The 26,052-nt window shown below is 59.8% G+C and carries 23 protein-coding genes; 8 read left to right on the top strand and 15 right to left on the bottom strand.

All coding sequences use genetic code 11. The features are described from left to right. Nucleotides 1-226 precede the first annotated feature (226 nt). Both BN1241_RS10620 and BN1241_RS10615 read right to left on the bottom strand, forming a co-directional pair. Complete coding sequence (locus tag BN1241_RS10620) at nt 227-1,390, bottom strand: class I SAM-dependent RNA methyltransferase (protein ID WP_147599412.1); 1,164 nt, start codon at nt 1,388-1,390, stop codon at nt 227-229. Continuing rightward, complete coding sequence (locus tag BN1241_RS10615) at nt 1,387-3,195, bottom strand: amino acid permease (RefSeq protein WP_082418328.1); 1,809 nt, start codon at nt 3,193-3,195, stop codon at nt 1,387-1,389. The genes BN1241_RS10620 and BN1241_RS10615 overlap by 4 nt, the downstream gene beginning before the upstream one ends. Before the next feature lie 49 nt (nt 3,196-3,244). Between BN1241_RS10615 and BN1241_RS10610 the strand changes: the two genes are divergently transcribed. Continuing rightward, complete coding sequence (locus BN1241_RS10610) at nt 3,245-3,913, top strand: potassium channel family protein (protein ID WP_054953546.1); 669 nt, start codon at nt 3,245-3,247, stop codon at nt 3,911-3,913. Next, nucleotides 3,910-4,608: a potassium channel family protein gene (locus BN1241_RS10605; RefSeq protein WP_054953545.1), complete on the top strand. Its 699-nt coding sequence runs from the start codon at nt 3,910-3,912 to the stop codon at nt 4,606-4,608. Before BN1241_RS10610 ends, BN1241_RS10605 begins: the two co-directional genes overlap by 4 nt. A gap of 304 nt (nt 4,609-4,912) precedes the next feature. Here BN1241_RS10605 and BN1241_RS10600 read toward each other — a convergent pair whose 3' ends face one another. Genes BN1241_RS10600 through BN1241_RS10590 form a run of 3 tightly spaced genes read right to left on the bottom strand, consistent with a single transcriptional unit; the run spans nt 4,913 to nt 6,650 of the window. Continuing rightward, on the bottom strand, nt 4,913-5,716 hold the full coding sequence (locus BN1241_RS10600; protein ID WP_054953544.1) for a DUF3159 domain-containing protein: 804 nt from the start codon (nt 5,714-5,716) through the stop codon (nt 4,913-4,915). Continuing rightward, nucleotides 5,713-5,964 (bottom strand): single stranded DNA-binding domain-containing protein, encoded by a 252-nt coding sequence (locus BN1241_RS10595; protein ID WP_054953543.1) that lies wholly within the window; start codon nt 5,962-5,964, stop codon nt 5,713-5,715. Before BN1241_RS10595 ends, BN1241_RS10600 begins: the two co-directional genes overlap by 4 nt. Then, on the bottom strand, nt 5,961-6,650 hold the full coding sequence (locus BN1241_RS10590; protein ID WP_054953542.1) for a DUF3710 domain-containing protein: 690 nt from the start codon (nt 6,648-6,650) through the stop codon (nt 5,961-5,963). The genes BN1241_RS10595 and BN1241_RS10590 overlap by 4 nt, the downstream gene beginning before the upstream one ends. An 85-nt stretch (nt 6,651-6,735) precedes the next feature. Here BN1241_RS10590 and BN1241_RS10585 point away from each other — a divergent pair, with 85 nt between their 5' ends. Further along, complete coding sequence (locus tag BN1241_RS10585) at nt 6,736-7,203, top strand: DUF3093 family protein (RefSeq protein ID WP_054953541.1); 468 nt, start codon at nt 6,736-6,738, stop codon at nt 7,201-7,203. On the opposite strand, the gene BN1241_RS10580 is transcribed toward BN1241_RS10585, so the two are convergent. Continuing rightward, nucleotides 7,178-7,477 (bottom strand): DUF4193 domain-containing protein, encoded by a 300-nt coding sequence (locus tag BN1241_RS10580; RefSeq protein WP_054953540.1) that lies wholly within the window; start codon nt 7,475-7,477, stop codon nt 7,178-7,180. The two genes, BN1241_RS10585 and BN1241_RS10580, sit on opposite strands and share 26 nt — an antisense overlap. 175 nt (nt 7,478-7,652) lie before the next feature. Here BN1241_RS10580 and sepH point away from each other — a divergent pair, with 175 nt between their 5' ends. Next, complete coding sequence (gene sepH / locus BN1241_RS10575) at nt 7,653-8,852, top strand: septation protein SepH (protein ID WP_082418327.1); 1,200 nt, start codon at nt 7,653-7,655, stop codon at nt 8,850-8,852. Nucleotides 8,853-9,206: 354 nt separating this feature from the next. Beyond that, nucleotides 9,207-10,349, top strand: coding sequence for an IS1249 family transposase (locus tag BN1241_RS10570; protein WP_261795459.1), 1,143 nt, complete (start codon nt 9,207-9,209; stop codon nt 10,347-10,349). A gap of 143 nt (nt 10,350-10,492) precedes the next feature. Here the strand turns inward: BN1241_RS10570 and BN1241_RS10565 are convergent, their stop codons facing one another. Together BN1241_RS10565 and BN1241_RS10560 are read right to left on the bottom strand one after the other, a co-directional pair. Beyond that, nucleotides 10,493-11,146 carry a thymidine kinase gene (locus BN1241_RS10565; RefSeq protein WP_054953538.1) on the bottom strand — a complete coding sequence of 218 codons (654 nt, stop codon included), beginning with the start codon at nt 11,144-11,146 and terminating at the stop codon, nt 10,493-10,495. Then, nucleotides 11,143-12,258, bottom strand: coding sequence for an alkaline phosphatase family protein (locus BN1241_RS10560; RefSeq protein ID WP_082418326.1), 1,116 nt, complete (start codon nt 12,256-12,258; stop codon nt 11,143-11,145). Before BN1241_RS10560 ends, BN1241_RS10565 begins: the two co-directional genes overlap by 4 nt. Nucleotides 12,259-12,346: 88 nt before the next feature. On the opposite strand from BN1241_RS10560, the gene BN1241_RS10555 reads away from it, so the two are divergent. Both BN1241_RS10555 and BN1241_RS10550 read left to right on the top strand, forming a co-directional pair. After that, nucleotides 12,347-14,755, top strand: coding sequence for a DNA gyrase/topoisomerase IV subunit A (locus BN1241_RS10555; protein ID WP_054953537.1), 2,409 nt, complete (start codon nt 12,347-12,349; stop codon nt 14,753-14,755). A gap of 231 nt (nt 14,756-14,986) precedes the next feature. Next, entirely contained in the window at nt 14,987-15,598 is a 612-nt protein-coding gene (locus BN1241_RS10550; protein WP_054953536.1) for an HAD-IA family hydrolase, read from the top strand. A gap of 127 nt (nt 15,599-15,725) precedes the next feature. Here the strand turns inward: BN1241_RS10550 and BN1241_RS10545 are convergent, their stop codons facing one another. From BN1241_RS10545 to BN1241_RS10530, 4 genes are all read right to left on the bottom strand, one after another. After that, nucleotides 15,726-16,670 (bottom strand): GNAT family N-acetyltransferase, encoded by a 945-nt coding sequence (locus BN1241_RS10545; RefSeq protein WP_054953535.1) that lies wholly within the window; start codon nt 16,668-16,670, stop codon nt 15,726-15,728. After that, nucleotides 16,670-17,719, bottom strand: coding sequence for a GNAT family N-acetyltransferase (locus BN1241_RS10540; RefSeq protein WP_054953534.1), 1,050 nt, complete (start codon nt 17,717-17,719; stop codon nt 16,670-16,672). The genes BN1241_RS10545 and BN1241_RS10540 overlap by 1 nt, the downstream gene beginning before the upstream one ends. Before the next feature lie 20 nt (nt 17,720-17,739). Continuing rightward, nucleotides 17,740-19,833 (bottom strand): DNA gyrase/topoisomerase IV subunit B, encoded by a 2,094-nt coding sequence (locus tag BN1241_RS10535; protein WP_054953533.1) that lies wholly within the window; start codon nt 19,831-19,833, stop codon nt 17,740-17,742. Nucleotides 19,834-19,946: 113 nt separating this feature from the next. Next, nucleotides 19,947-20,156, bottom strand: a complete 210-nt coding sequence (locus tag BN1241_RS10530) for a DUF7455 domain-containing protein (protein ID WP_082418378.1) — start codon at nt 20,154-20,156, stop codon at nt 19,947-19,949. A 252-nt stretch (nt 20,157-20,408) separates the two neighbouring features. Between BN1241_RS10530 and BN1241_RS10525 the strand changes: the two genes are divergently transcribed. After that, the gene (locus BN1241_RS10525; protein WP_187117632.1) at nt 20,409-21,026 is read left to right on the top strand and encodes a 3'-5' exonuclease; all 618 of its coding nucleotides are present in this window, start codon (nt 20,409-20,411) and stop codon (nt 21,024-21,026) included. 145 nt (nt 21,027-21,171) lie between these two features. Here the strand turns inward: BN1241_RS10525 and BN1241_RS10520 are convergent, their stop codons facing one another. The 3 genes from BN1241_RS10520 to gcvH all read right to left on the bottom strand — a co-directional run bounded on the left by BN1241_RS10520 (nt 21,172) and on the right by gcvH (nt 26,040). Then, entirely contained in the window at nt 21,172-22,671 is a 1,500-nt protein-coding gene (locus BN1241_RS10520) for an RNA polymerase sigma factor (RefSeq protein ID WP_082418323.1), read from the bottom strand. Between the two features lie 112 nt (nt 22,672-22,783). Continuing rightward, entirely contained in the window at nt 22,784-25,669 is a 2,886-nt protein-coding gene (gene gcvP / locus BN1241_RS10515; protein WP_054953531.1) for an aminomethyl-transferring glycine dehydrogenase, read from the bottom strand. Next, on the bottom strand, nt 25,666-26,040 hold the full coding sequence (gene gcvH / locus BN1241_RS10510; RefSeq protein WP_054953530.1) for a glycine cleavage system protein GcvH: 375 nt from the start codon (nt 26,038-26,040) through the stop codon (nt 25,666-25,668). Before gcvH ends, gcvP begins: the two co-directional genes overlap by 4 nt. Between the last annotated feature and the right edge of the window lie 12 nt (nt 26,041-26,052).

The following is a 26,052-nucleotide window of genomic DNA, read 5'->3' as shown; positions in this document are numbered from 1 at the left end:
CTTTTTTGGACATAAACATGTTCCGCAATTGGGTCTTTTGCATTTATCGGCGCAAGCTCACAATCAGCCCGGTTGAGCTGATCCCGTCACCAACGCACCCACGCCCACCCTACTCCGACTTGACCGTCCGTTGACCGTTTTGAGGAAGTCGTGGACCTCGGTCGACTCGTGAAAACCTATGGCCTTGAAGGAGCGAAGAATCTTCTGCTCAGTACCTGGCTCCTCGTTAGGCGAGGACGGTGACCACTTCGAGGTGGGAGGTGTGGGGGAAAAGATCGAAGGACGCGAGGGACATGACCTGACGTCCCGCTTCGACCATGGCCCGCACGTCGCGTGCCATCGCAGCCGGGTCGCAGGAAACCAGTGCGATTGCCTGCGTATCTGACTTCGCAATTGCGGTGGCACCGGGAATACCGAGGCCGGCTCTGGAGGGGTCGGCGATTACGACATCGGAGCCCTTGGCTCCCTCGGCAAGAACCTTGGGATTGATGGCGGCCTGGGCGATCCGGGCATTGGGGGCATTGCGTTTGGCGTCGCGGACCGCTACCGCATTGCCTTCCCACATGCGAACCGCACGTGCCTGATCGGTGAGCGGGAGGGTGAAGAACCCCGCTCCCCCATAGAATTCTGCCACACGGTCCGTACTGCGAAGCCGCACTCCCTTGAGGACCGCGTCAAGTAGCGTCACGGGTGCTTTTTCGTGGGTTTGCCAAAATCCGGTAGCGGTCACTTCCCACGAATATCCTGCGGCTCGCTCCAGCACCCTGGGAGAAGTCTTCTCCCCCGGTGCCCGGTACACGTCCTTCCCAACGGCGACAACGGTGCCCTGCCCCGACGGGTCAACAATCCTGACCCTGTCGCCGGGCTTCCACGTGCCCGCCCAGTCGTCCTGGCCGGTGATAATCGCGTTGATGGCGTCGGTTGCGAGCGGCATGTTCTCAATCGCGACGAGGTCATTGGAGGCGTAGGCGTGCATGGCAAGCCTGCCCTCGTCGTTAACGTCCAGATCGAGTCTCGTTCTCGTACCAAGTCCAGGACCGACTTCGCGAACGTTGATGCCGAGGCCGCGTTCCTTCAGGTGGTCGCCTAGTCCCCCACCGAGGTGGTTGATGCAGTCTTCAAGGACGGCGGTCTTCCATTCAAGCTGTGCCGCTCTCTTGAGGTAGCCAAGCTCGGCACCGCCCGCCACGTCCCAGACGTGGTCGACACGGTCCGTGGAGGGTTCGAGAACCTTCGTGACGGTTCCGGTCCAGGTCTTTTGGCTATCGTCGATGTCGACCTCGACCCGTTCGCCCGGTGCGGCACCGGTAACAAGGATGATTCGCCCCTCATCCCGCGCCAGCGTATAGCCACCATGGACCGGCGATCCCGCCACTAACTCACGTTTCACTGCTCTTCACTATCTTCCAACTGGTAGGGAACTTCAGCCACGATAACACCCGGTTCCAATTTCAACTCGGACAGGAGCGCGGGTGTGGAATGTCGAACAAAGAAGCGTTTCCACGCGGCGGAGGTCGACACAACGCGGGGAGCATAGATGATGACAATGTCGCGGGGCGCTGCCTTGCGTAGCGACCGGACGTGTTCGATCACGGGACGACGCTCCGCACCCTTCGGGGTGCCAAGGATCCGGAGCTCAACCGGCAGTTCCGCTGCTTGCCAGTCGCGGGTGAGCTTCTCGGTATTGTTCGGGTCCACGTCAACAACGAGACCGGTGATCGTCGAGGGGCGTGTGGCACGGGCGTAGGAGATGGCCTGGAGGGTGGGGCGGTCAAGCCGGTCGACGAGAACTATGACGTGCACCCTGGTGGGAAGTACTCGGCCCTGGGACAGGTCTTGTGCAGCCAGGGTCTCACCAATCTTTCCGCGGCCTCTGCGGAAAAGAAGCAGGATCAAGGTGGGGATGAGGAGCACCCCGAAGGAAACGATCGTGTAGAACGGCTGAACAATGGCCGCCAGCACCAGCACCACCAGGGCAAGCAGTCCCAGGAGGAGGCCGATGCGGATGGAGAGCTGAGCGTCCCGGCGCTCGGTGAGCACGGTCGAGTCACGCATGATCTTCCGGCCCCGTGCTACAAGTCCCATCATGACCATGAAGAAGCTCGTGAACATGACGATCACGAGCCCTGTCGACACTCCGAGGGAGGTCTCCATGAGAAGTGAGGCAAGAGCGCAGCTGATGGCGATCGTGGCGATGACGATGCGGCGGGGCCGGTGAGCATCGGCCGGCGCCATGTTCTTCGGCAGAATCCCGTCGGTCGCCAGCGCCCTCATGTATAACGCCACCTGAGCATAGGCGGCGAGACCGATCGCCATTGCCGCAACGAAGAACAGGATCCCGATGATGGCGGCACCGGTCGTGCCAAAGAAGATCTCCCCCAGCGCTAGAACCGGTGACAGCCGGAGGTTGGTGGGGAACTCGACCAGGTGAACGAGGTAGAGGTATCCGGAAATTACGACGAAGGTGGGGACGAGAACCGTGAGGACCGAGCGCAACGAAACCCGGCGGACGCTCGTCTCCCCAAAGGACCGCTCGGTTAAGAGTCCGGCGAGCGCTGCCGGCAGGCATGCCCCGAGGGCCCCGATCCCGAGCGAAGAACTCAGGCCACTCCCTGCCCTTCCATTGATTGTGCCCCCGGAGATCACCCGGTCGAGATCAATCCCGTCCAGAAGCTCGAGAAGAAGTCCGGCACCGACAATCGTGATAATCCCAAGGCCTGCGGGGATCATGAGCACGTAGAGGAACCGGGCCTTCGGTTGGATCGCAAAGATCGACGGCAACGCGAGAAGGAGAATGAGCACGGCGGAGATGAGAGGGGCTGAAACCGTCCGCAGATCCAGGATCGGTAGCAGCGAGTTGACCGCAATCCCGGCAGCGAGAACAACCACGAGGACGTAGGCGACGAGCTTGGCCGCGGCTGTGACGATGCCGGAGACATCGGACAGATAACGAGCAACCACCCGGTGGTCGGCGGTCCTGTTCAGCACTCGTGCCAGCACCCGATACCCCATGCAGCAGGCCAGGAGCACCACCAGGCCAATCGCGAGGGCCGCGGCATAGTTCAGGGGCTCGTCTGAACCGAGTCCTGCCCGCAGGAGTGACTGCGGGGTTTGGTAGAGCGCGAGGAAGGCTAGGCCCGCTGCGGTCACAATCCGCAACTGCCGATATTCACCCGGTACGTGTACGACTCTCATAATGAATTTAGGCTACGCCACGGACCGACTTGGGGTAGCGTAACGTACCGTGCACTACGTCATTATGGGATGCGGGCGGGTGGGGGCCTCACTCGCCACCGAACTCTCCAATCGCGGCCATTCCGTGTCCATCATCGATCAGGATTCGGATGCTTTCCTGCGCCTACCAGACAGCTTTGAGGGCCAGCGCGTCACGGGTGTCGGATTTGACCGGGAAGCCCTCGAAGAAGCCGGAATCGCCGAAGCGGCCGGCTTCGCCGCCGTCTCCTCCGGCGACAACTCCAACATCATTGCGGCCCGCGTGGTGCGCGAGACCTTCGGGGTCTCCAACGTGGTGGCACGCATCTACGATCCCGAACGCGCCGCCATCTACGAACGCTTCGGCGTCCCCACGGTCCCGACGGTGTCGTGGACAACGGATCAGGTCATGAGGCGACTCATCCCGCTCCCCGCCCAGGTCGAACTGCGCAATTCCACTGCGGACCTATCGATCTATCATGTTCAGATCGGTGAACCCTGGCTGGGACGGTCGGTTGCCGAGGTGGAGGATGCTTTGCCCGTGCGTGTCGCCTTCCTTGTCCGGGGCGGCGAGGGAGTTATTCCCCGCTACGACACAGTCCTGCAACTGGGTGATGAGATGAGGATCGTGGCCTCTCCCAGCACGATTCGCCGTGCCGAGACCGTACTGGCTACGGGACCGAAGGAGGACACAGAGTGAAGGTCATTATTGCCGGGGCCGGCTCGGTCGGTCGGTCGATTGCCCGCGAGCTATCCTCCAAATCCCACTCCATCACCCTCATCGATAAAGAAACTCAGGCAATGAGGGTGGCTTCGGTTCCCGATGTGGACTGGTTGCTCGGTGATGCATGCGATCCGCAGGCCCTTGCCGAGGCCGGAATCGACGATTGCGATGTCATCGTTGCCGCAACCGGTGACGACAAGGCAAACCTTGTCACCTCGATGCTCTCCAAGCTTGTTTACGGGGTGCCCCGGGTTATTGCCCGCATCAACAACCCCCGCAATGAGTGGCTGTTCGATGAGAACTGGGGCGTCGACGTACCCGTTTCGACCCCGCGGATCATGACTTCCCTCGTGGAGGAAGCGGTTTCCGAAGGTAATCTCGTGCGAATGGCTCGCTTCCACCGTTCCGGCACATCCCTTTATCAAACGCACCTCACCGATTCCGCTCCCGTGGTGGGGATGTCGATTGGCGAAGTGATCCTCCCACCCGGAGCTGTTCTCACGACCATTGTTCGTGACGGAAATCCACTCAACGCCGAACGAGACCTCACCCTTGAAGGTGGGGACCAGATCCTCCTCCTCGTCTCCGAGGAAGCAGAGCCCGATCTCGACCTCATCGGTCAGCTCATGGGTGCTGACCTGACGGGTGAGGACTCTTCGACAGAAGACTAGGCATTTAAACTCGTCACCATTGAAGCACCAAAAGTGCATGCTTCACAGGGGATAGAAAGCGCCACGGACAGAAGGATCCCGGATCGTATACGTACGTCTTCCGCTGAGGCTTCGCCTTGCTCGGCTGTCAGTAGCTCAGGCGAGGTCCCGAAGCTGAGGTGAACACTCATGCGGCTTCCAGGTATTCGACAGTTGGTCCCTGTTACACAGCATTCGGTCCCTGTCAGAGCGTCCGTCGGTCCCTTGATTAGAAACCGACGGAGGTTCTAACGGGACGCTTTTCTTCGATAATTGTTCAGCTCTTCTACCGGGCTGTGTTATTGCCATCAGGCTGAGGAGCATCATCCGCTGCGGGAGTATCTTCATTGTTCGCTGCCAGGCCCTGTGACTCGGCAACGCCACCATTGCCATCAGATGACTGCCCGGGATCACCTGTATCTTCCCCCACGACGATCTGTTGGCCCGGCTCACGGCACAGAATCCACGTGAACCAGGCGACGATACCGAACAGGAACGGTCCCATGAGGACCCGGGCAATGCCGAGAGCCTCGACCTGATCCTCGGCAAGATAAAGAGGCAGTTGGACTGTGAGGCGGAGGGCGAACATCCCGACCCACAGCCAGGTCGCAAGATAGTAGCGGCGCTTCCTCGCAGCCTGTTGTGGATCGTTACGCCACGACTGGTCCCGACCCTTGAGGAGGGATACCGCGACTCCAATGATCGGCCACCGAACGATAATGGAGATGAGGAGACCTGCCAGGTAGGCACCGTTGGTCCACAGCCCCATCGCGAAATAGTTACCTGCTTCCCCGGAGCGCCAGGCCCATACGGCCGAGATCAGGACTCCGATGGCGCCGCTGAGCGCGGGGGTGATATCGATGCGCTGGATGAGACGAATGATGAGGCAGAGGGCGAAGGTGCCGACTGCGGTCAGGACTGCGGGGACGGTTTCACCGGTGATGGTGAAGACGACGACGAAGAGAATTGAGGGGAGAACGGCCTCGATGAGGCCGCGCACCCCACCCACTGCTTCCCAGACCGAGAAGTCATCGGCGACAACGGATGCGAGGCCGCCCTTGCCGGGAACGGGAGTTTCGGTATTACTCATGTCGAGTCCGCTTTCAACCAGTAGATCGGGTTATACATCATGCGTCGGGGAGTAGTGAGCATCTTCCCGCGGGCCGTCATGGACCGTCCCACACGGAATCCCGGTAGGTCACGGTGACCCACAAAAATTAGTTCCACCATGTCGTCATGGTCTTCGACCTGGACTTTAAAGGTGGGGTGGGCGTTCACCGCGGGGAGGGTGATCGCCTGAATTCTTCCGGTGAACTCAACTTCACCGGAGGTGTTCATGCAAGCTCCGGGAGTTCCGGACCGCGGGTCTTGATGGCGGGGAGCGTGCCCAACTTCGCTTCCACGCGCTCGCGGGCCGAGTCCGGCATTTCCAGTTCGAGGAGGTCACGGACCGGGTGCGGTTCGCTCCCCCGGTCAACAACGACCTCGCGGAAGTAGTCATCGACGATCGCGCGCACGTCGGCGTTCGTGACCGCGTCGCCTTCGATGGTGGCACGCAGGAACCAGCGGGGGCCATCGAAACCAACGTAGCGGACGTGGCGGATCTCGTTGACATCCTTCTTCGGGACCATCGCCTCGATCTCGGGACCGAACGGTCCTTCACGGAAGTTCGCGGTCCCTCCCGAACCGGACACGGTTTCGGACAGCTCCTCACGGATGTCGTGCCACAGGCCGGTGTTCTTGGGTGCTGCATAGACATTGAGTGTGACGGCACTTCCCTCAAATTGAACCAGGGCGCCAATCGCTGCCCGGGTGCGCTTGTTGATGGTGAATTGGACCCTGATACCGGGCTTCTTCGGCAGGTGCAGAACACCAAAGTTGTGCATGCCGTCAACGGTGTCAACCAGGGAAATGTCGCGTGGCCCGTCGCTGGCAGTGGCCTCGGCTACGGGATCCTGTTCCACTTCCGTGGCTTCGGGTTCGCTGACGGGGCCCTGCTTCTTGCGTCGCGAGAAGAATGCCAATTCTTGCGCCTTTCAGTCTTGATCGATACCACCCTACCAAGAGATAGGTTTGTTGGTTGTGCCGCGAAGATGGGATGCTTGACCGGTGACCTACTACTCAGAAAAGCTCTATCCCGGGACCTGGGTTCTCCTTGCGGTTGCCGCCGTGTCGGGAATTATGGGGCTCGTGTTTTTGCCCTTCTCTCAAGCAGCCGCGCTCATTGCTTTCGTCGTTCTCGCGATTGCCGGTCCCGCACTGGTTTGGTTCGTGTCGCCGAGGATCAAGATCGCGAAGTCAGGCACCGGAGTGAGCGGTGTTGAGCTCTTCTGCAACCGGGCACACATTGACCTCGCACATCTTGGCGAGGTCAATGATCTTGATGAAGAAGCAGTCCGAACAAAACTTGCTGAATGGTCAACGGGCCAGCATTTCACTCTCTACTCTCCCTGGGTGAAGACCGCTGTCGAGATCGAGAATATCGATGACGCGGATCCGATTGAGAGTTGGATTCTTTATACCCGTCAGCCGGACAGACTCATGTCCGTGCTTAGGAAGCACACTCCGAGCAGATAAGCATGCCGTCCTTCTCGTAAGCCAGCTGGCTCCTGTGGTGAACCAGGAAGCATTCCGAGCAGGTGAACTCGTCGTCCTGTGCGGGCAGAACCGCGACAGCAAGTTCAACGTTGGACAGATCAGCTCCGGGAAGTTCGTACGAGTCAGCGGCTTCAGCCTCATCCACGTCGACCGAACCAGACTGATGATCGGAACGTCGAGTCTTCAGCTGCTCAAGTGAGTCCTCCTCGATATCTTCGTCGCGCTTGCGCGGTGCATCGTAATCAGTCGCCATATTTCCGCTTCCATAACCCTAGGTTCGCTACCTTCCTGGTAGCGGGGACATTATTGCCCTTTCCGTGCGAATTATGCAAGTCCCTTAGTGCCTCCGTCAAGGAGGCCAGATAAACTGTTGAACACTCCGAGACTATTACCCGCTTTTCAGCTATAAGCTGGCACCCTTGGAGGAGATGTCATCTAGGAGGACACATATGCTCGAGCTTGAGTTTCTTGGGGTACAGCCCGAAGGAAACCACATGACGCTGAACGATTCAGACGGTAACCGGTACTCCCTACCCATTACTGATGAATTGCGTGCCGCGCTACGTCGCGACCGTGTCGTGAGCCCGACCGAGGAACCCAAACCCATGTCCCCCCGCGACATTCAGGCCCACTTCCGTGCCGGCCGTACCCTCGAGGAGCTGTCCGAGCTGACGTCCATGCCCGCCTCGCAGCTCTCCCCCTACGAGTTCCCGATCCTTGCGGAACGTGATTATGCCGCCACTCAGGCACGCGCCTATCGGATCGGTCACGAGATCGGTGCCCTCAGCGTTGAGGAGCTCGTCACGTCAAGACTTAAGTCCCGGGACGTGGAATCTGACAGTATCGCCTGGAGCGCAATACGCGAACAGGGGAAAAACTGGGAGCTAACAGCAACCTACACGGTGGCCGGGCGCGAGACGGTTGCCTCCTGGTCCATCGACCAACAGACCAGCTCCCTGACCGCGCTGAATGATGAGGCACGCTGGCTTTCCGAGACCGAAATTCCGGTCAAGGATTCTCCGTGGCGCCCCCTGTCAGTCTCCGCCTTACACACCAATGAGGCAGAAACCGAACCCGCGGCCGAGTCCATTCCCGAGCCGCGTGAGGATTCTGACAGCGCTATCGTTTCCATGCTCGATACCCTCTCCGCACGCAGGGGAACGAAGCAGGCGATGACGATCGACGATGAGGATCTGCCTCCCGCAGCACATCCCCCCGCTTCCCGTCCCGAGGAAGCGACCGATGCCACCGTTCTGTCATTTCCTCCCCGGCCGGCTCGCACGCCACGCACCGAGCCGGAAGCCGGTACCGAGGCAGAGAATACTGCACGTCTCTTGGCCAGTTCCGCACAGGAGGCAGTCTCCCCCGATGCGGCGTCCGCAACCTCATCAACTGAAGCTTCAGGACAGAAGTCAGATGCTGTCTCTTCGTCGCAGCCCCCTGAGGACGACGTGACGACCGAGCCCGAGGCAAATGCGAAGTCGACCAACAAGAATGACGACGGCAGCGGTGACGACGGGCTGTTCAAGAAGCCTGCCCAGGGTACTCCGAAGCGCCGCAAGCGGGGAGGTAACCGCCCCGCGATGCCCTCCTGGGACGAGATTGTCTTCGGCCAGTCCAAACACTAGAGAGACTGCGCAAACGCGAGGATGCCCGCCGTCCCATTGGATCGGCGGGCATCCTCGCATCCCAAAGAAACTGAGCCGCGCACATTAGGCTTATAGGACATTTGGTGTTGGTTTGGGTCGGGTTTTTCGGCTTGCTGTCAACGTTTTGTCGGGATTGAAGTTCGATGGTTTCAACTTCACAGGTGGACACTACGTGTTGGTTTCACTGCGACTTTCCCCCGGCATAGAGCTAAAAGGTCGGGGTCAGAGTTGGGTTCCTGGAGCCAGGTTATAGGACATTCGGTGTTGGTTTCACCTCGACTTATGGGCGTGTTATCACCATAAAAGCAGGTTTGGAGTTGCCTGATTAAAGGCGTGAATACGCCTTCTTGTAGTCCTTGTCAGCGGCCCATGACCCGGTACGGAAAGACCGGCACGGGACGCCAGCGCTACCGATGCCCCTCGTGCGGGACAACCCAGGTCGCACAGATCAATACGGACGCGAAAGACCTCGCCCTGTTCCTGAGCTTCTTGTTCTCCCGCAAGCGCCAACGAGACCTGCCCGGGGCCGGGCGCACCTACCGGCGCCGCACCCAACGCTTCTGGGCACTGTGGCCTTTACCCCCGATCGTGGACGAGGTCCACCGGGTCGTCTACGTTGACGGGATCCACCTCGGCAGGCTTGCCGTCATCTTGATCGCCACCAGCAACACCCACGTGCTCGGCTGGCACCTGGCCCGTACCGAGCGCACCACCTCATGGGAAGCCCTTCTGTCGAAGATCGCCGCCCCCGACGCGGTGGTCACCGACGGCGGGCAGGGATTTGCTGCAGCCAGACGGAAGCTATGGCCACACACCAAGGTCCAACGCTGCCTGTTCCACGCCTTCAGCCAGGTCCGTCGGCAGACCACCACGCGCCCGCGAACCCAGGCAGGAGTAGAGATCTACGGGCTGGCCAAGGCTCTGATGAAAGTATCAACGAATGTTGAGGCAGCCGCGTGGCTGGTGGCGTACGGGCAGTGGCGCAACCGGTGGGAAGAGTTCCTGGCTGAGAAAACGACCCTGGCTACTGGCAGGACAGTGTTCACTCATCAGCGACTGATCACCGCACGATCGAGCTTGGATACCTTAATCCGTTCCTCGACTTTGTTCACTTTTGTTGACCCCAAGAATTATCCTGCTTCGGCCTACCTGGCAGTGCCGCTGCCGGCAACCAACAACCGGATCGAGGGCGGAGTCAACACCCAGCTGCGTGCCTTGCTGCGTGATCATCGGGGAATGAGTTTCGAGCGGCGTATCAAAGCGATTATGTGGTGGTGCTACATGCATACCGAGACGCCGTTGAGTCCGGCCATGATCTTGCAGACCATGCCCACCGAGTCCCAGATCAGTGAGCTCTATCAGGCAGCGGCTCGCCGTGAGAGCCATGAGCGTGACATCGGCCTGCCCGTCATGGGCACCATCGCAGTCTGGAACGAGCTCCACCACACCAGCCCCCACCCGAACTCCTGGACCTAGCTTCTAAAACACGACCCGACCAACACATTTTGTCCTATAAGCCGCACATTACCCGAACTCTGAAACAGATCTGAGTCCAGTCAGCGGGGCCTCAATATCTCAGATGGAATTGCAACGGGGATGGATTTACACCGGGTCAGGGTCTAGCGTGTGCCTTCACCCAGGGGCAGGGCATCCTCGGTCAGTGGTGAGGCATTGACTGCGGCAGCGGTCATCGACTTCATGTGGTGCTTGCGGCACAGCACCTCGTAGCCAACCTCGGCCTGATTACCGGTGTCACCTACGACGATCTGTTCACCCTCGGTCACCATCAATCCGCCAACCGTACGAGCATTGTGTGTCGCACGAGCACCGCACCAGCAGAGCGCTTCAACTTGGAGGCGCTCGACCCTGTCCGCCAGCTCCATCATCCGCGCCGATCCCGGGAAGAGTTTTGTCCGAAAGTCCGTGGTAATTCCGAAACCGAAAACATCGATACCGATGTCGTCAGCGATCCGGGCGAGCTGTTCAACCTGCTCGATTGAATAGAACTGGACCTCGTCACACACGAGGAAATCGACACGCTCACCGCGCATGCGGTGTTCGGTGATGAGCTGCCAAATGTTCGTGTCCGCTTCCACCTCGATGGCGGGCACGTCGAGTCCGAGACGGGAAGAGAGCCGCCCCTCACCGGCGCGATCGTTGCGGGAAAAGATGAGTCCCGCCAGTCCCCTGGCATTGCGGTTGTATGCGAGCTGAAGAGCAAGGGTTGATTTGCCGCAATCCATCGTTCCGGAAAAGAAAACAAGCTCGCTCAAGTCGTAACCTCCACCAGGCAGGGAATGTCCATTTCTTCATCGGTCAACGAGCCGTGCAGACCGGTGATGCTGAGCGCCCAAGCGCTCATGAAGCGGGAATCGCCGATGCCAAGTCTGCCATGAGAAAAGGCGATGACGTCACCGATAACGGAGCGGGTCTGGTCACTTACAGGACCCAGCAGCCCGGATTCGATCCATTCATTTTTCGTCAACACGGTGGCTCTGTCGCCCAAATACGCCTGCCAGCGGGCCGAAACAGCATCAGGGTCTTCGGTGTAGATCTGGGCGGCACGCTCCTCCCCTGCCACCAACGTCACACCCTCCGAGAGACTCGGAACGGCGGCCACATCGATCCGTTCCTCAACATCGATCATGCCGTGGTCAGCGGTGATGATCAGGAGCGTATCGGGCGGGAGTCTTCTTGCGAGCCTGGCCATTTCACTATCGAGATTCTCTAGCTCGGCAGTCCACGCATCCGACTGCCACCCCTTGCCGTGCCCCACATGGTCGACTTCGCCCCAGTACAGATAGACCAGGTTCGTCCACTCCAATGCGGCAAGCGCGCCATCCACGCGCTGTTCAAGGGATTCACCAACAACGGGCTTGCCGCCCCGCCATGCCGCATTCGTCAATCCGGAGCCGAGGAACTTTGCTGGCTGCACGACAGCAAGCTCATGGCCCTGGGCCGCGAGCTTCTCGCCAATGGTTTGCTGGCGCTGCCAATTTTCGGCACACAAGTCCGTGTTCCAGGTGATGAGGCTGAATGGGTCACCCGTGTTCGGGTCACGCAAAGAATATCCGGCCATTGCCGTCTGCCCCGGAAGCAGACCCGTACCAAGGCCGGTGATCGCGGCGGCTGTTGTCGACGGCGACACGGTTCTGATGGGATCGGGACGCTCGGTGAGCCTTCTGCGCAGGAAGGGAGCATGTCCCTTAAGTGCGCCTAGATTGTGGTAGCCGAGCCCATCAACCAAAACAACCACTGCGCGGCTGGCCTGCGGTAGCCCAAGAGCCTGAGCAGACCGTTCACCGTCCAGGCCAGGCAGGTCATATCCAAGAACATGGCATGTTCCGGCCAGGACATCGGTCACAAGGGGGCTCTGTTCGGTCATGTGTCCCAGCTTAGCGGGTGACCGTCTCCACCATCCGAATACGTTTCACCTCACGGCTTTGCCCGCTTCGGCGTGAAAGAATAGGGGAATGGCAAGATCCAAGAACCCGGGCATCCCGACCGACATCATCGAACACATTGTCGATATTGACGTGTCCGAGGAAATGAGAGACTCCTTCCTGGAGTACGCCTATTCGGTCATCTACTCGCGTGCATTGCCTGATGCACGGGATGGTTTGAAGCCGGTTCAGCGCCGCATCCTGTTCCAGATGGACCAGATGGGGTTGCGCCCGGACAGGGGTCACGTCAAGTCTTCCCGCGTTGTTGGTGACGTCATGGGCAAGCTCCACCCCCACGGTGATGCCGCGATCTACGACACGATGGTGCGCATGGCCCAGCCCTTCACGCAGCGCCTGCCCCTCATCGACGGCCACGGTAACTTCGGTTCGCTCGACGACGGCTCGGCCGCCTCGCGTTACACGGAAGCCCGCCTCACCTCCGCTGCCCTGGCGATGACTCAGGACCTCGACGAAGACACCGTCGATATGGTTCCGAACTATGACAACTCCTACCAGCAGCCAGAGGTTCTTCCCGCGGCGATCCCCAATCTTCTGGTTAACGGAGCTGCGGGCATTGCCGTTGGCATGGCGACGAATATGCCGCCCCACAACCTCGGTGAAGTGATTTCCGGCGCCAAGCACCTGCTGGCCCATCCCGATGCGACCCTGGATGACATCATGCGGTTCATTCCTGGACCGGACCTGCCCGAGGGCGGCAAAATCGTTGGACTTTCCGGTATTCGCGATGCATACGAGACCGGCCGCGGCACGTTTAAGACCCGCGCCACCACTCGGATTGAGAACATCACCACCCGCAAGAAGGGCATCGTCGTCACCGAACTCCCCTACCAGGTGGGTGCGGAGAAGGTTATTGAACGGATCAAGACCGCCGTCCAGTCAAAGAAGATCCAGGGCATCACCGCCGTTCAAAACCTCACCGACCGTCACCACGGTCTGCGCCTCGTCATCGAGGTCAAGAACACGGTCAATCCCGAAGCGATCCTCGCGAAGCTCTTCAAGCTGACACCGATGGAGGACTCTTTCGGTATCAACAACGTTGCCCTCGTGGACGGTAAGCCTCAGACACTTGGGCTCCTGCCGCTTCTCGAAGTGTTCGTCAACCACCGCGTTGACGTCACGAGGCGCCGCAGCGCCTTCCGCCTCGGCAAGGCCAAGGACCGCCTCCACCTCGTTGAGGGCCTACTCCTTGCCATCCTCGACATTGACGAAGTCATTGCCGTTATTCGCACCTCCGACGATTCGGCGGCCGCTCGGGACCGACTCATGTCGGTTTTCGACCTAACCGAGATCCAGGCAGAATACATTCTGGAACTGCGCCTGCGCAGGCTCACGAAATTCTCCCGGATCGAACTGGAAACGGAACGAGACCAGCTCCTCAAAACGATTGCGGAGCTGGAAGAAATTCTGGGATCCGAGAAGCTCCTCAAGGAGCTTGTCGCGGACGAGCTCACGGAGATTTCCCGCCAGTTTGCCACCCCGAGGCGCACCATCCTGCTCGAGTCCGATGGCACGGAACAGATCATTGCCGAAGACGTTGAGGTCAGTGACGAACCCTGCCACGTTGCGCTCTCCGTCACGGGCCTCATCGCACGAACAGCCGAACTGCCCGATACTCCAGACCGGCAAACCCACGACGCCATCATCTCCGTGGTCCCAGCAACTACCCGCGGTCAAATCGGCGTCGTCACCGCAGCGGGAGAGGTCCACCGTCTCGACGTGGTCGACACCCCGGCACTCCCCCGCGGAACGCGGTCTCTAGCCGGCGGTGTTCCGCTCAAGGAACTGCTCCCACCCGGAACGGAACCGGTTGGTCTTATCTCTCTCGAGGAGGATGCTCAGCCCGTCACGCTCGCAACCTCCCTCGGCAAGATCAAGCGGGTCACGCCCACCTATCCGAAGGCAGACACATTTACGATCATCTCCCTTGCCGACGGTGACTCGGTTGTGGGCGTGGGTCATGCTGGTGACGATACCCAGCTCGTTCTCGTGACCTCTGATGCGTACCTCCTGCGGTTTGGTGCGGATGCTGTCCGGCCCCAGGGCCGCACAGGGCAGGGTGTTGCCGGGATCAAGCTTGCGCAGGATGCTGTCGTTCGCGCGCTCGGTATTGTGCCAACCGGTCTCCTAGGTGAGGCCAGGGTTGTCACCATCACCGGCTCGTTCGGAGCTCTCCCCGGAACCGAAACAGGCTCCGTCAAGACCTCGCCACTCGACCGCTACCCCGCCAAGGGTCGGGGTACCCTCGGTGTTCGCACGCACCGTTTCTTGCGGGGCGAGGACCTGCTGTCACTCGCCTGGGTCGGCCTCGATCCGCGCGCCGTCGGAACGGGCGGTCAGCCGATTGACCTACCGGAAGTGAACGAGAAGCGCGACGCTTCCGGCACTCCACTCTCCTCGATCGTCAGCGGTATTGGCTAGTCGCCTCACTGTCACGTTCAAGACGCGTAGGTTGTGGTCGCCTCTTCTGAGAGGCGACCACAACCAATTAGATGACCTCTGTTGGTTTCATTGCTCAAGCCTGCACCTTTTCCGATCCCCACCCGCTAATCGATTTCCTTGTCAGATAAAGAAAGCTTAGAAACTTTCATACGCCGAAATTGCAGGTCAGTTACGTGCCGTTGAAGACAGGTTTTCTGAGAACATGACGGTATGACTTCTATCGTGTGGGACATGGGCGGGACGCTCTTCGACACCTATCCATCAATCGACCACGCGTTTGCTGACCTCTTGACAGAACACGGCCACGACATCGACCTCAGTGAGATCTCTGCCCTCACACGGGTGAGCCGGGAACACGCCATCACCACGCTCGCTAGGCAGTCAGCGGTACTTCCTTCCCTCTTTCGTGACCGCTACGACGAAGTCAAAGAAGGGTGGAAAACGAGTCCGCCTCCGCTCATGGCGGGAGTCCTCGAGGTTGCTAGGGCGTGCAAGAGCAGTGGCGGGAAGAACCTGGTCGTTACGCACCGAGATCGCGACTCCGCCCTTCAGCTCCTGTCGACGTCAGAGTTTGTTGCTGATGACTTGATCAGCACCTCCGATGGCTTCCCCCGCAAACCCGATCCCGCTATGATCTTCGAGATTCTCTCACGCAATTCCATCCGGGCATCTGACTGCATTGCCATTGGAGATCGCCCGATCGATGTCCTGGCTGCTAACTCCGCGGGTATCGAAGCCTTTCTGCTGGTCTCGGCAAGCGTGCCGCATGATAGTGATGGCACCACCATCACCTCACTCACCGAGCTCCTGCCATCCCTGTAGTCAGGGAGCTGTGGATCCCGATAAGGCTCAGATAGCGTGGTGGAAGTCGGCTTTGTACCGCATATGGGATCCAGATCTTGTACGGCGCGTGAGAACCCGGTTTGGCTCTCACGCGAAATTGGGAGTACTACTCTTCGACGGGGTCTGCAGGCAGTCTGACCCCACCCGGAAAGACGGGCTTCGAATAGAGGATTGTGTTCCGGACGGGCTCGTAGCCGAAGTGGGTGAAGAGGTCGAGCATGGGCGATTCACCGTCAGCATCAACGCTGATGTCCATCCCCGCATACTCCATCCCCGCCCGATCATACGCATCGGCTGCAGCGTTGAGGAGAACGGTTGCGAGGTGCAGGCCGCGGTAGTCGGGTAGGACAACGAGTTCTTCCGTATAACCTTCCGACCATCCGAATGCCGGCCAGTCCTGCTGGTACTTGTGCGAGAGGATGTAACCCGCAAGCTTTGACCTGTCCGACCGAGCATCGACCACAATGAAGGACCACTCGGGTACGAAGAATTGGGAATCGAGTGCATCGGATAGCTCAACGAGCTGCTGACGGATGGATGCACCGAATTCGGTGTCTTTGATTTCCGACCAGGCAATAAGCCGGAAGAAGCTGGGCAGATCCACCTCGGAACGTGGCTTGGACAGGTCACGACGGAACTGTACGTAACCACCTCCGGGCTCAAATTCTGCTCGGATCAGGAGATCGATAAGGCTGTCGCGACCCTCATCGACATGGATTTCCATTCGCGCATCGGCACGATCCTCGGCAAGTTCACGAGCTGATTCGTTGAAGAATTGGATGACCTGCCGGCCAAGACCGTACCCGCGATAGCCGGGGTGGGTGCCGCCCGAACAGCGAAGGGGTCCGCCGTCTGCCGGGTCCCGTACCACGCCGTATCCAGCCAGCACACCATCAACAATCAATCCCAGGGAGCGGGTGTTCATGCCGGAGTCGAAGTAGTCTTCGAGTTCGGACGGCAGGGTCCTGAATGGGGCACGGTCGTGCCGTTCAATTGCCGCGACCATGCTGACCAGTTCGGGAAGTCGGTCCCTTTTGAGTTCAATCCGCATTACATCTCGATAGCGTAGACGATATCGGTGGAACGAGGAAAAAAGTCCCATCGCGTCACCCACGACTTTGACGTCTCGTTCAGCGTCGTATCGACTGCGATCCCCGTGTCCCCAATGCCGGATTCTGCGCAGGCTTGCAGGTGCTGGGCCATGAGAGCATCCGCGATCCCACGGTTACGCCATCCACGTTCTGTTGCGAGGAATTCGATGCGGGCTTCTTTCCCGTACTCCCCCTCATCAACCCTCGCAAGGAGAAAACCAACAACGATCCTGTCATCGTTCGTGACCGCAACATACGACAGATCAGTGTTCACCTGTGAGGTTTGACGAGCAAAATCCTTGGAGGGCATGAGCCTGCCCCCGAGGCTCAGCGACTGTGACCTGTTAAAGACCGTACGGATTTCCTCATTGAGGGATTCATCGAACGGGATGAGACTGACACCTGCTGCCTCGAGCTTGGCGCGAATGACCGGGTTGTTGTGCTCGGTGCGTTCGATGGTTCGGACGAGGTATTCAACGGTCCTGCTGGGGCTGAATCCAGCGGCTGCCAGGAGCCTGCGACGCTCGGTTAGGTGGGAGACAACTCGTGACTCGATCGAGACGGGCAGGTCCCGACCATCAGCCGAAATGAGTTGCCTGGCGCGCCCATCCTGCCAGTCGATGAGGGCGCGGCCGATGCCGCGTCCTCGCCAGGTTGGGTCAATGAAGGCTTCCAGCAGGCTCACGTGTTCAGAATCGGCACCTGCAAGTAGGGCAACGATCCCGACGGCACGCAGGTCACCGTGGGAATCCCGTCCTCCGAGTACCTCGTACGTGTGGGCGGTCGGAGCTGCGGACAGGTACGGTGCGAAGTCGCCGGCGGTGCGGGGTGTGCTGGGCCGGTCGTTTGGGCGGCACCGCAGTTCCAGCTCATACACTTCGTCGACGTGGCTCTCGTTCAAGAGATCCCATGTGAGTCCCAGGTGCGATCCTGGGAATTCTAGAGTCTCGGGGACTCTCAGACGTTGGTCGAGGGACCCGGCTCGCGCCGTCACGCGGTTCGATTCCATGGTCCCGAGTTTACCAGGGCTCAGATGTCGATCCGTGCCCGGTCGACGTCGCTGGAGCCTTCGATGATGAATTCTTTTCGGGGTGCAACATCGTTACCCATGAGGAGCTCGAAGACTTCCTCGGCTGCCTTGATGGATTCCTCATCGGCCATTGACACTCTGCGCAGTGTCCGGTGGGCGGGGTCCATCGTTGTTTCGGCAAGCTGATCCGCGTCCATCTCACCCAAACCCTTGTAGCGCTGGATCGGTTCCTTGTACTTGCGTCCCTGCTTATCCAGCTTCTTCAGGAGCGCGGTCAGTTCCGCCTCGGAATAGGTGTAGATGACTTCGTTGGCAGCCTTGCCACGGCCAACAACATCAACTCGGTGCAGGGGCGGGACGGCCGCGTAGACGCGTCCGGCTTCGACGAGTGGCCGCATGTAGCGGAAGAACAGGGTGAGGAGGAGGGTGCGGATGTGGGCGCCGTCGACGTCGGCGTCGGTCATGAGAATGACCTTCCCGTACCTGGCGGCATCCAAGTCGAATGTGCGGCCCGATCCGGCTCCCACGACCTGGATGATGGAGGCAACTTCGGCGTTCTTGAGGATGTCGGCCGGCGAGGCCTTTTGAACGTTGAGAATCTTTCCTCGGATCGGCAGAAGCGCCTGGAATTCGGAATTGCGTGCCAGCTTCGCGGTACCGAGTGCCGAGTCACCCTCAACGATCAGGAGTTCGGTGTTCTCAACCGCCTCGGAGCGGCAGTCGGAAAGCTTGGCGGGCATCGTCGATGTTTCGAGTGCGTTCTTGCGGCGCGAGAACTCCTTGTGGAGTCGAGCCGCTACCCTCGCCCTCATCTCCGCCACGATCTTCTCAAGCAACCGGTTGGTTTCGTCACGCTGCGAACGCTTTGTCGAGGTCAGGATTTCCGTCAGCGTGTCTCCCACGACCTTGTTGACAATGCCGCGGACCGGTCCGGTACCAAGAATTTCCTTGGTCTGGCCTTCGAACTGTGGCTCGGGAAGGGAAACTGTGACCACGGCGGTCAGGCCCGCAAGAATGTCTTCCTTCTCAATCTTCGGGTCCTTCGCCGTGATCTTGAGGCGGCGCGTGTTCGATTCGATGAGCTTCCGCAGGGACCGCGTGAGTCCCGCTTCGAATCCCTGAACGTGCGTACCGCCCACGGGCGTAGCAATGATGTTGACGAACGATCGCATCGTCGTCTCGTATCCCTGGCCCCACGCCAAGGCGACGTCCACCTCGCAGATGCGTTCCGTCTCGACAGGCACCAGGTGACCGGTCTTCTGGTCAAGGGTCTGCACGGTTTCCATGAACGAGCCCTGCCCACGAATGTGGTAGGTCCGTGTCACGGCAGCATCGGGAGCGATTTCTTCGACGAAGTCGACAACACCACCGTCGAATCGGAACTCTTCTTCCGTCACGTCACTCGTCCGCTCGTCACGGATCACGAGGGTCAGCCCGGGAACGAGGAATGCGGTCTGCTTTGCACGGGCAAGAATCTGCTCGAGAGAAATGCTCGTCGTATCGGGGAAGATCTGCGGGTCGGCCCAGAAACGCACCCTGGTACCGGTCTTCTTCTTCGCAACCTTCCCAACAATTTCGAGTGACGAATCGGTTGTGAACGGGGTGAACGCATTGTCGGGTGACTTGGTGCGACCGTCCTTGAATACCCCTGGCTCGCCGCGCCGGAAGGTCATGCGGTGGGTTTGACCGTCGCGATCCACTTCCACATCGAGGCGGTGGGACAGTGCGTTGACGACGGAGGCGCCGACGCCGTGCAGACCGCCCGAGGCAGCGTAGGAGCCGCCACCAAACTTACCGCCGGCATGGAGCTTCGTATAGACAACCTCGACACCGGACAGCCCAACGCCGGGTACTTCGTCGACCGGGATGCCTCGACCGTTGTCGGCGACAAGGATGGAGTTGTCGGGCAGTAGTGTGACACCGATGCGGTCGGCATGCCCTTCGAGAGATTCATCGACTGCGTTATCAATGATTTCCCACAGGCAGTGCATGAGGCCCCGGGAGTCCGTCGACCCGATGTACATGCCGGGTCGCTTACGGACCGCCTCGAGGCCTTCGAGGACGGACAGATGACGAGCGGTATATTCAGGCACCGTTTGATCCTAGGCGAGAAACTGAGAAAAGCGGGGCTTTGCCTCGCCAATGTGAAAAAGTGCGGGCTAAATCAATAACTGACTTAGCCCGCACTTTCGAAGAAACTCTGAGTTCAGTTCACGCTTTCGGCCGTGAGCTGTGCTCGCTCGTCGACAATGTTCTTTGCAGTGGCGGACAGCTTGTCGAGGTGCTGGTTGGCGTGGTGACCGCAGAAAAGCAGCGAGCCGGACTCGAGCTCAACCCTGACGTATGCGCGAGCTCCGCATGCGTCGCAACGGTCTGTCGCGGTCAATTGCGTTGGTTCTACTACTGATGTACTCACATTAATATCCAACCACAGATCATCCCGTTTTCTTCCCACTGTCCGTGTGAGTTCGCTTGCGGCCCAAAGTTGCCCCACGTCACAGACCCTCACCGCACACCTTGCCAATCCCCTACCGCGCACCATTCCAGCCACATCCCGGTGGTACGGATCTAGAATCAGATACTTATTTATCCACGTGACCAGCAGTTTTTTGTCCTGCGTGTCGCCGCAACGTTTGGTGTGGGCGTGTACCTGGGGGACAATCGGGGCGTGGAATTTGCGGTTATTGACGTAGAAACGACGGGGCTCGATGCGACGGTAGACAGGATTGTCGACCTCGCCGTCCTCGTCACGAACGATCAGGCCGCCGTCAAGGATCGCTGGTCGAGTCTCGTCAACCCCGAGCGAGCCATCGGCGCTACTCACATTCACGGGCTGACCGACAACGACGTGACAGATGCTCCCGTTTTTAGCGATCTCGTTCCCCATCTCATTCGGCTCATCCGCGGCAGGATCATCGTGGCACACAATGTCGCATTCGACCTGTCTTTCCTCAATGCCGAGTTCGAAAGAGCAGGATTTTCCTATGTTCTTCCCCGAGAGGTCGGGGTGTGCACGATGGAGCAGTCCTATCTTTATCTTCCCGAAGGCAGACACAACCTTGCGGCCTGCCTGGAGCGTGCCGGTATCGACCGCACGGACACGATCAGCCACCGTGCTGCCTCAGATACTGAGTCCGCACGTGCGCTACTTGCCTACTACATCCGTGCTGAAAAAGAAGGACGCAAGGTACTTGACTCGGCAATCAATCGGCACAGCGGCGGCGAAATCACGCCACGCGAATGGGAGCGAGCAACCCCGGTTAACCCCGCCACGAATCCGGCGTAGAGGCGCGAATCCGCCGTCCGGACGCAAAGCATCAAGAAGGCTACATTCTTCTGGCGATATGGCTGTTGCCCGCACTCCAAGCATCGTGGCTTAGTGTGCGGGCAACAGACCGAGCTTTTCCGATTCTCGATGAACCGATATGCCTCTAGTCGAGGTAGTCCCGGAGCACCTGCGAACGAGACGGGTGGCGAAGCTTCGACATCGTCTTGGATTCGATCTGACGGATGCGTTCGCGGGTCACGCCGTACTTCTTACCAATCTCATCAAGGGTCTTGGGCTGACCGTCGTTAATGCCGAAACGCATCGTGATCACGCCAGCCTCACGCTCGGACAGGGTGTCAAGAACCTGGTGGATCTGCTCCTGAAGGAGAATGTGGGCGACACGGTCTGTTGGCACAACAGCCTCGGAGTCCTCGATGAGGTCACCGAACTCGGAGTCACCATCTTCGCCGAGAGGCGTGTGGAGGGAGATCGGTTCCCGACCGTACTTCTGAACTTCAACAACCTTTTCCTCGGTCATGTCCAGTTCCTTCGCGAGCTCCTCGGTCGTGGGTTCACGACCCAGGTCCTGAAGCATCTGGCGCTGCACGCGAGCAAGCTTGTTGATGACCTCAACCATATGGACCGGGATCCTAATGGTGCGGGCCTGGTCCGCCATGGCACGCGTGATGGCCTGACGGATCCACCACGTTGCGTAGGTAGAGAACTTGAATCCCTTCGTGTAGTCGAACTTTTCAACCGCACGAACAAGACCCAGGTTGCCTTCCTGGATGAGGTCGAGGAAGAGCATGCCGCGACCGGTGTAACGCTTGGCAAGAGACACGACGAGACGCAGGTTCGCTTCCAGCAGGTGGTTCTTGGCGAGCTGTCCATCGCGAACCATCCACTTGAGGCGGCGTTCGTAAGCCTTGTCCTTAATCTTGTCCCGGTCCTCGGTCAGGATGAAGTTCGCATAGAGACCCACCTCGATACGGCGAGCGAGCTCCACCTCTTCCTCCGCTGTCAGAAGCGCGACCTTACCGATCTGCTTGAGGTAGTCCTTGACCGGGTCAGCGGTCGCACCCGCAACGTGGATCCGCTGGGCTGGTTCGTCCGCATTATCGGAGTCCTTGACAACGAACTGTCCGGTGCGTTCTTCAGCGTGAAGCATGGTTCGGCGCGAGACACCGTCATCGGCGTCTTCCTTGTCCTTCGCGTCCTCGTCGTCTTCAGCGTCGTCTTCGAGATCGTCCTCGTCGGTGTCTTCCTCGTCGAGTTCGACCTCTTCTTCGTCAAGATCCTCCGGCTCAAGATCCGGGGAGACGGCCGAATCGATCTCTTCAGCGGAGTCGACCGGCTTCACAACCTCTTCGGCCACAGGTTCGGCCTTGGTGGACTTGCGGGTCGTGGTTTTCTTCGGTGCTGCCGCGGCCTTCTTGGGGGCAACCTTGGTAGCAGTCTTTGCCGTCGTCGTTGCCTTCTGGGCAGGGGCCTTCTTAGCGGGCGCCTTCTTGGCTGGCGTCTTGGTAGCTCCGGCCTTTGAGGCCGATGCGCTCTTCGTGGTACGGCGCGCTGACGTGTCGACATCCCCCTTCACGTCGGTGGCTAGGGTTCGAGTCGTAGTCGCTTCAGACACTGAATACCTTCCAAAGTAGAGGACGACCATCCAATGGGAGGGCCTATCATGTGACAACGCCACAAACTGAAGATTTGTTCCCATACCCGAAATTTTTCGAAAAAGAAACAGTGATCTTCAGCTTCTTGAACGCTCCACCCTACTATAGGTAGTCGCTCACCGGTGGGCACGAGCAGGCGAGGTTACGGTCACCATAAGCCCCGTCAATACGCCGAACCGGAGGCCAATACTTCGCCGCGACAACGGCTGATAGTCGTGCCGGATCAGCCAAAACCTCGTCCGCCACGGCCGGATAGACGGCGGTCTCGCGAGTGTACGGATGTGACCATTCCCCCACGAGAGCAGACGGCGCCGTATGTGGCGCGTTCACGAGCGGGTTATCGTCCGCCGGCCAAACACCTTCAGACACCTGTCGTGCCTCGTCGTGAATACGGAGGAGCGCATCGCACAGCCTGTCGATCTCGGCCAGGTCTTCCGATTCGGTTGGTTCGATCATGAGCGTACCCGGGACCGGGAAGGACATGGTGGGGGCATGGAAGCCATAGTCGATCAGCCGTTTCGCCACGTCGTCAATCGTGATCCCCGTATCGCCACGGAGCGGACGCAGGTCAATGATGCATTCGTGACCGACGAGTCCCCCGGGTCCGCGATAGAGCACGGGCAGGACCTTGTCCAGGCGGGCTGCCACATAGTTCGCGGCCAGCACCGCCGACTGGGTCGCGAGGCGCAGCCCTTCACCGCCGAGAAGAAGAATGTAGGCGTAGGAGATCGGCAGGATTCCAGCAGAACCGTAGGGTGCCTGCGAGATTGCGCCGCTCCCCCGCGTTCGAGCGACCTCCGCTCCAGTCCTGTCACCATCGCGCATCGGATGCGAGGGCAAGAACGGGACGAGATGAGACCGAGCAGCGACCGGACCCACACCCGGGCCGCCACCACCGTGCGGAATGGCGAACGTCTTGTGCAGGTTCAGGTGCGAAACGTCGCCACCAAAGTCACCGGGGCGAGCCACGCCAACAAGCGCATTGAGGTTTGCTCCGTCAATGTAGACCTGACCGCCAGCCTCGTGCACGCGGGAGCACACGTCGCCAACAGAGTCCTCGTAAATGCCGTGCGTGGACGGGTAGGTAATCATGATCGCACCCAGCCGCTCCCGATTGGCCTCGATCTTGGCATCAAGATCATTGAGATCAACTGACCCGTCGGCCGCAGTTGCAACAACAACAACAACCTCGAAGCCAGCCAGAACGGCGGAGGCCGCATTCGTACCGTGTGCCGAGGCGGGGATGAGGCAGATACGGCGGTCGTTATCGCCGCGCGAATCGTGGTAACCGCGAATTGCCAGCAGGCCGGCCAGTTCACCCTGGGATCCGGCGTTTGGTTGGAGGCTGACACCGTCGTAACCGGTTGCCGCACCGAGCCAGTCCTCCAGTTCACTGATGAGCTCAATGTAGCCGCCACGGTCGGTGACTGGAGCGAACGGATGAATCGACGCAAATCCGGGCCAGGTGATGGCAGACATTTCGATAGCCGAGTTCAGCTTCATCGTGCAGGACCCGAGCGGGATCATTCCTCGATCGAGCGCGTAGTCCTTGTCGGCCAGCGTCTTGAGGTAACGCATGAGCTGTGTTTCCGTCCGGTACCTGTGAAAGGTTGGGTGTCCGAGGTACTCAGTCGTCCGCGCAAGAGAATCAGGGAACCCACATTCAATTCCGTCACCGGTCCGCTCACTGTCACCCGCGAGTGCCTCCACGATTCTGTCCCGAATTTCGGCAGTCGTCTTCTCATCGCAGGAGATCCGGATCTTCGTGTCATCGACTCGCCACGAGGTGATATTGGCGTCGAGCAGGAGCTTCTGGGCCTGTTCTGAACCGTTGAGGGTCGTGACTTCGAGGGTGTCGAAGAAGGAATGGGAGCTGAGTTGAAGTCCTCGGCTCGTGAGATCTGCCGCGAGTGCCACCGCGTGTTCGTGGACGGTTCTCGCGATAGATTTCAGTCCGTCCGGCCCGTGGTAGATGGCGTATGCCGCGGCCATGACAGCCAGGAGCACCTGGGCGGTGCAGATGTTGGAGCTCGCTTTTTCGCGTCTGATGTGCTGTTCGCGAGTTTGGAGTGCGAGACGGTAGGCGACCGCTCCGTCGCTGTCTTTCGATACTCCGACGAGTCGTCCCGGGAGCTGCCTCTTGTGTTGTTCTTTCACTGCGAGATAGCCGGCGTGGGGGCCGCCGCCGGCCATGGGGACTCCGAAGCGTTGGGAGGATCCGGCCACAATGTCGGCGCCCCATTCGGCCGGGTTTTCGAGAAGTGTGAGGGCGAGGAGGTCGGCCGCGACGATGACGAGGGCACCAACTTCGTGGGCACGGGACGTGATCTCTTCGAGTTCTTGACGGTCGGGAACGTGTCCGGATGCTTCCGGGTACTGGATGATGATCGCGGCAACCTGCTCGTCGATCGTGGTGAAGTCCGATTCGGTGAGGGTGAGGTCAACGGCTCGGGCCCGGGTGTGGAGGACAGCCGATGTCGCATCGAAGAGGTCGGGCGAGATGAGAACGGTGCTTCGGTTCTTGACTACTCGGTTGGCGAGCAGCATGGCTTCGGCGACCGCGGTGGCTTCATCGAGCATGGAGGAGCCGGCAATATCCATTCCGGTCAGGTCGGCAACCACGGTCTGGAAGTTGAGGAGCATTTCGAGGCGCCCCTGGCTGATTTCGGGCTGGTAGGGTGTGTAGGCCGTGTACCAGGACGGGTTCTCTAAAATGTTGCGGCGGATCGCCGCGGGGGTGACCGTGTCGTAGTAGCCCTGTCCGATCATGGAGGTGCGGACGGTGTTCTTGGCGCTGAGCTCTTCCAGCCTTGCCAGCACCTCCTGCTCGGATCGGGCTTCCGGGAGGCCGTCGATCGCGGTCCTAGTCAACCCGGCTGGCAGCGTGATGTCGGCGAGTTCGTCGAGCGACGACACCCCAACTGTGGCGAGCATGTGGTCGCGGTCCGCACCCCAGGTTCCGATATGTCGGGTCGCAAATTCTGTCATTTGGTATCGGCCGTCAACTCCTCGTATGCGTCAGCATCCATGAGGTCGCCAGCTTTCTCGGTGACCTCGAGCTCGTAGAGCCAGCCTTCCCCATGGGGGTCATCGGTGGCGAGCTTCGGGTCGTCCACAACCGCCTGGTTGACGGCGACAACGGTTCCGCTCGCGGGTGCAACGAGGTCGGAAACGGACTTGACGGATTCAATTTCCCCGCACGCTGCACCGGCTGTCACGCTGTCTCCGACTTCGGGGAGTTCAACGTAGACGGCTTCGTCAAGGGATGTTGCAGCGAACTGGGTGATGCCGACGCGTGCGGGTACTCCGTCGGTCAACCATTCGTGATCGGGGCTGTATTGACGATCGGTGGGGAACATGGTGCCTCGTTT

Source organism: Flaviflexus massiliensis, from assembly GCF_001375495.1.
Taxonomy (GTDB): Bacteria; Actinomycetota; Actinomycetes; order Actinomycetales; family Actinomycetaceae; genus Flaviflexus; species Flaviflexus massiliensis.
Note: the sequence above shows the minus strand (reverse complement) of the source record. Positions and strands in the feature narration are given on the sequence as shown.

Coding starts and splice junctions, on each gene's coding strand:
- BN1241_RS10615 (WP_082418328.1), bottom strand. CDS start 3,195: ATGAGAGTCGTACACGTACCGGGTGAATATCGGCAGTTGCGGATTGTG.
- BN1241_RS10600 (WP_054953544.1), bottom strand. CDS start 5,716: ATGAGTAATACCGAAACTCCCGTTCCCGGCAAGGGCGGCCTCGCATCC.
- BN1241_RS10595 (WP_054953543.1), bottom strand. CDS start 5,964: ATGAACACCTCCGGTGAAGTTGAGTTCACCGGAAGAATTCAGGCGATC.
- BN1241_RS10580 (WP_054953540.1), bottom strand. CDS start 7,477: ATGGCGACTGATTACGATGCACCGCGCAAGCGCGACGAAGATATCGAG.
- sepH (WP_082418327.1), top strand. CDS start 7,653: ATGTCATCTAGGAGGACACATATGCTCGAGCTTGAGTTTCTTGGGGTA.
- BN1241_RS10560 (WP_082418326.1), bottom strand. CDS start 12,258: ATGACCGAACAGAGCCCCCTTGTGACCGATGTCCTGGCCGGAACATGC.
- BN1241_RS10555 (WP_054953537.1), top strand. CDS start 12,347: ATGGCAAGATCCAAGAACCCGGGCATCCCGACCGACATCATCGAACAC.
- BN1241_RS10550 (WP_054953536.1), top strand. CDS start 14,987: ATGACTTCTATCGTGTGGGACATGGGCGGGACGCTCTTCGACACCTAT.
- BN1241_RS10545 (WP_054953535.1), bottom strand. CDS start 16,670: ATGCGGATTGAACTCAAAAGGGACCGACTTCCCGAACTGGTCAGCATG.
- BN1241_RS10540 (WP_054953534.1), bottom strand. CDS start 17,719: ATGGAATCGAACCGCGTGACGGCGCGAGCCGGGTCCCTCGACCAACGT.
- BN1241_RS10520 (WP_082418323.1), bottom strand. CDS start 22,671: ATGGTCGTCCTCTACTTTGGAAGGTATTCAGTGTCTGAAGCGACTACG.
- gcvP (WP_054953531.1), bottom strand. CDS start 25,669: ATGACAGAATTTGCGACCCGACATATCGGAACCTGGGGTGCGGACCGC.
- gcvH (WP_054953530.1), bottom strand. CDS start 26,040: ATGTTCCCCACCGATCGTCAATACAGCCCCGATCACGAATGGTTGACC.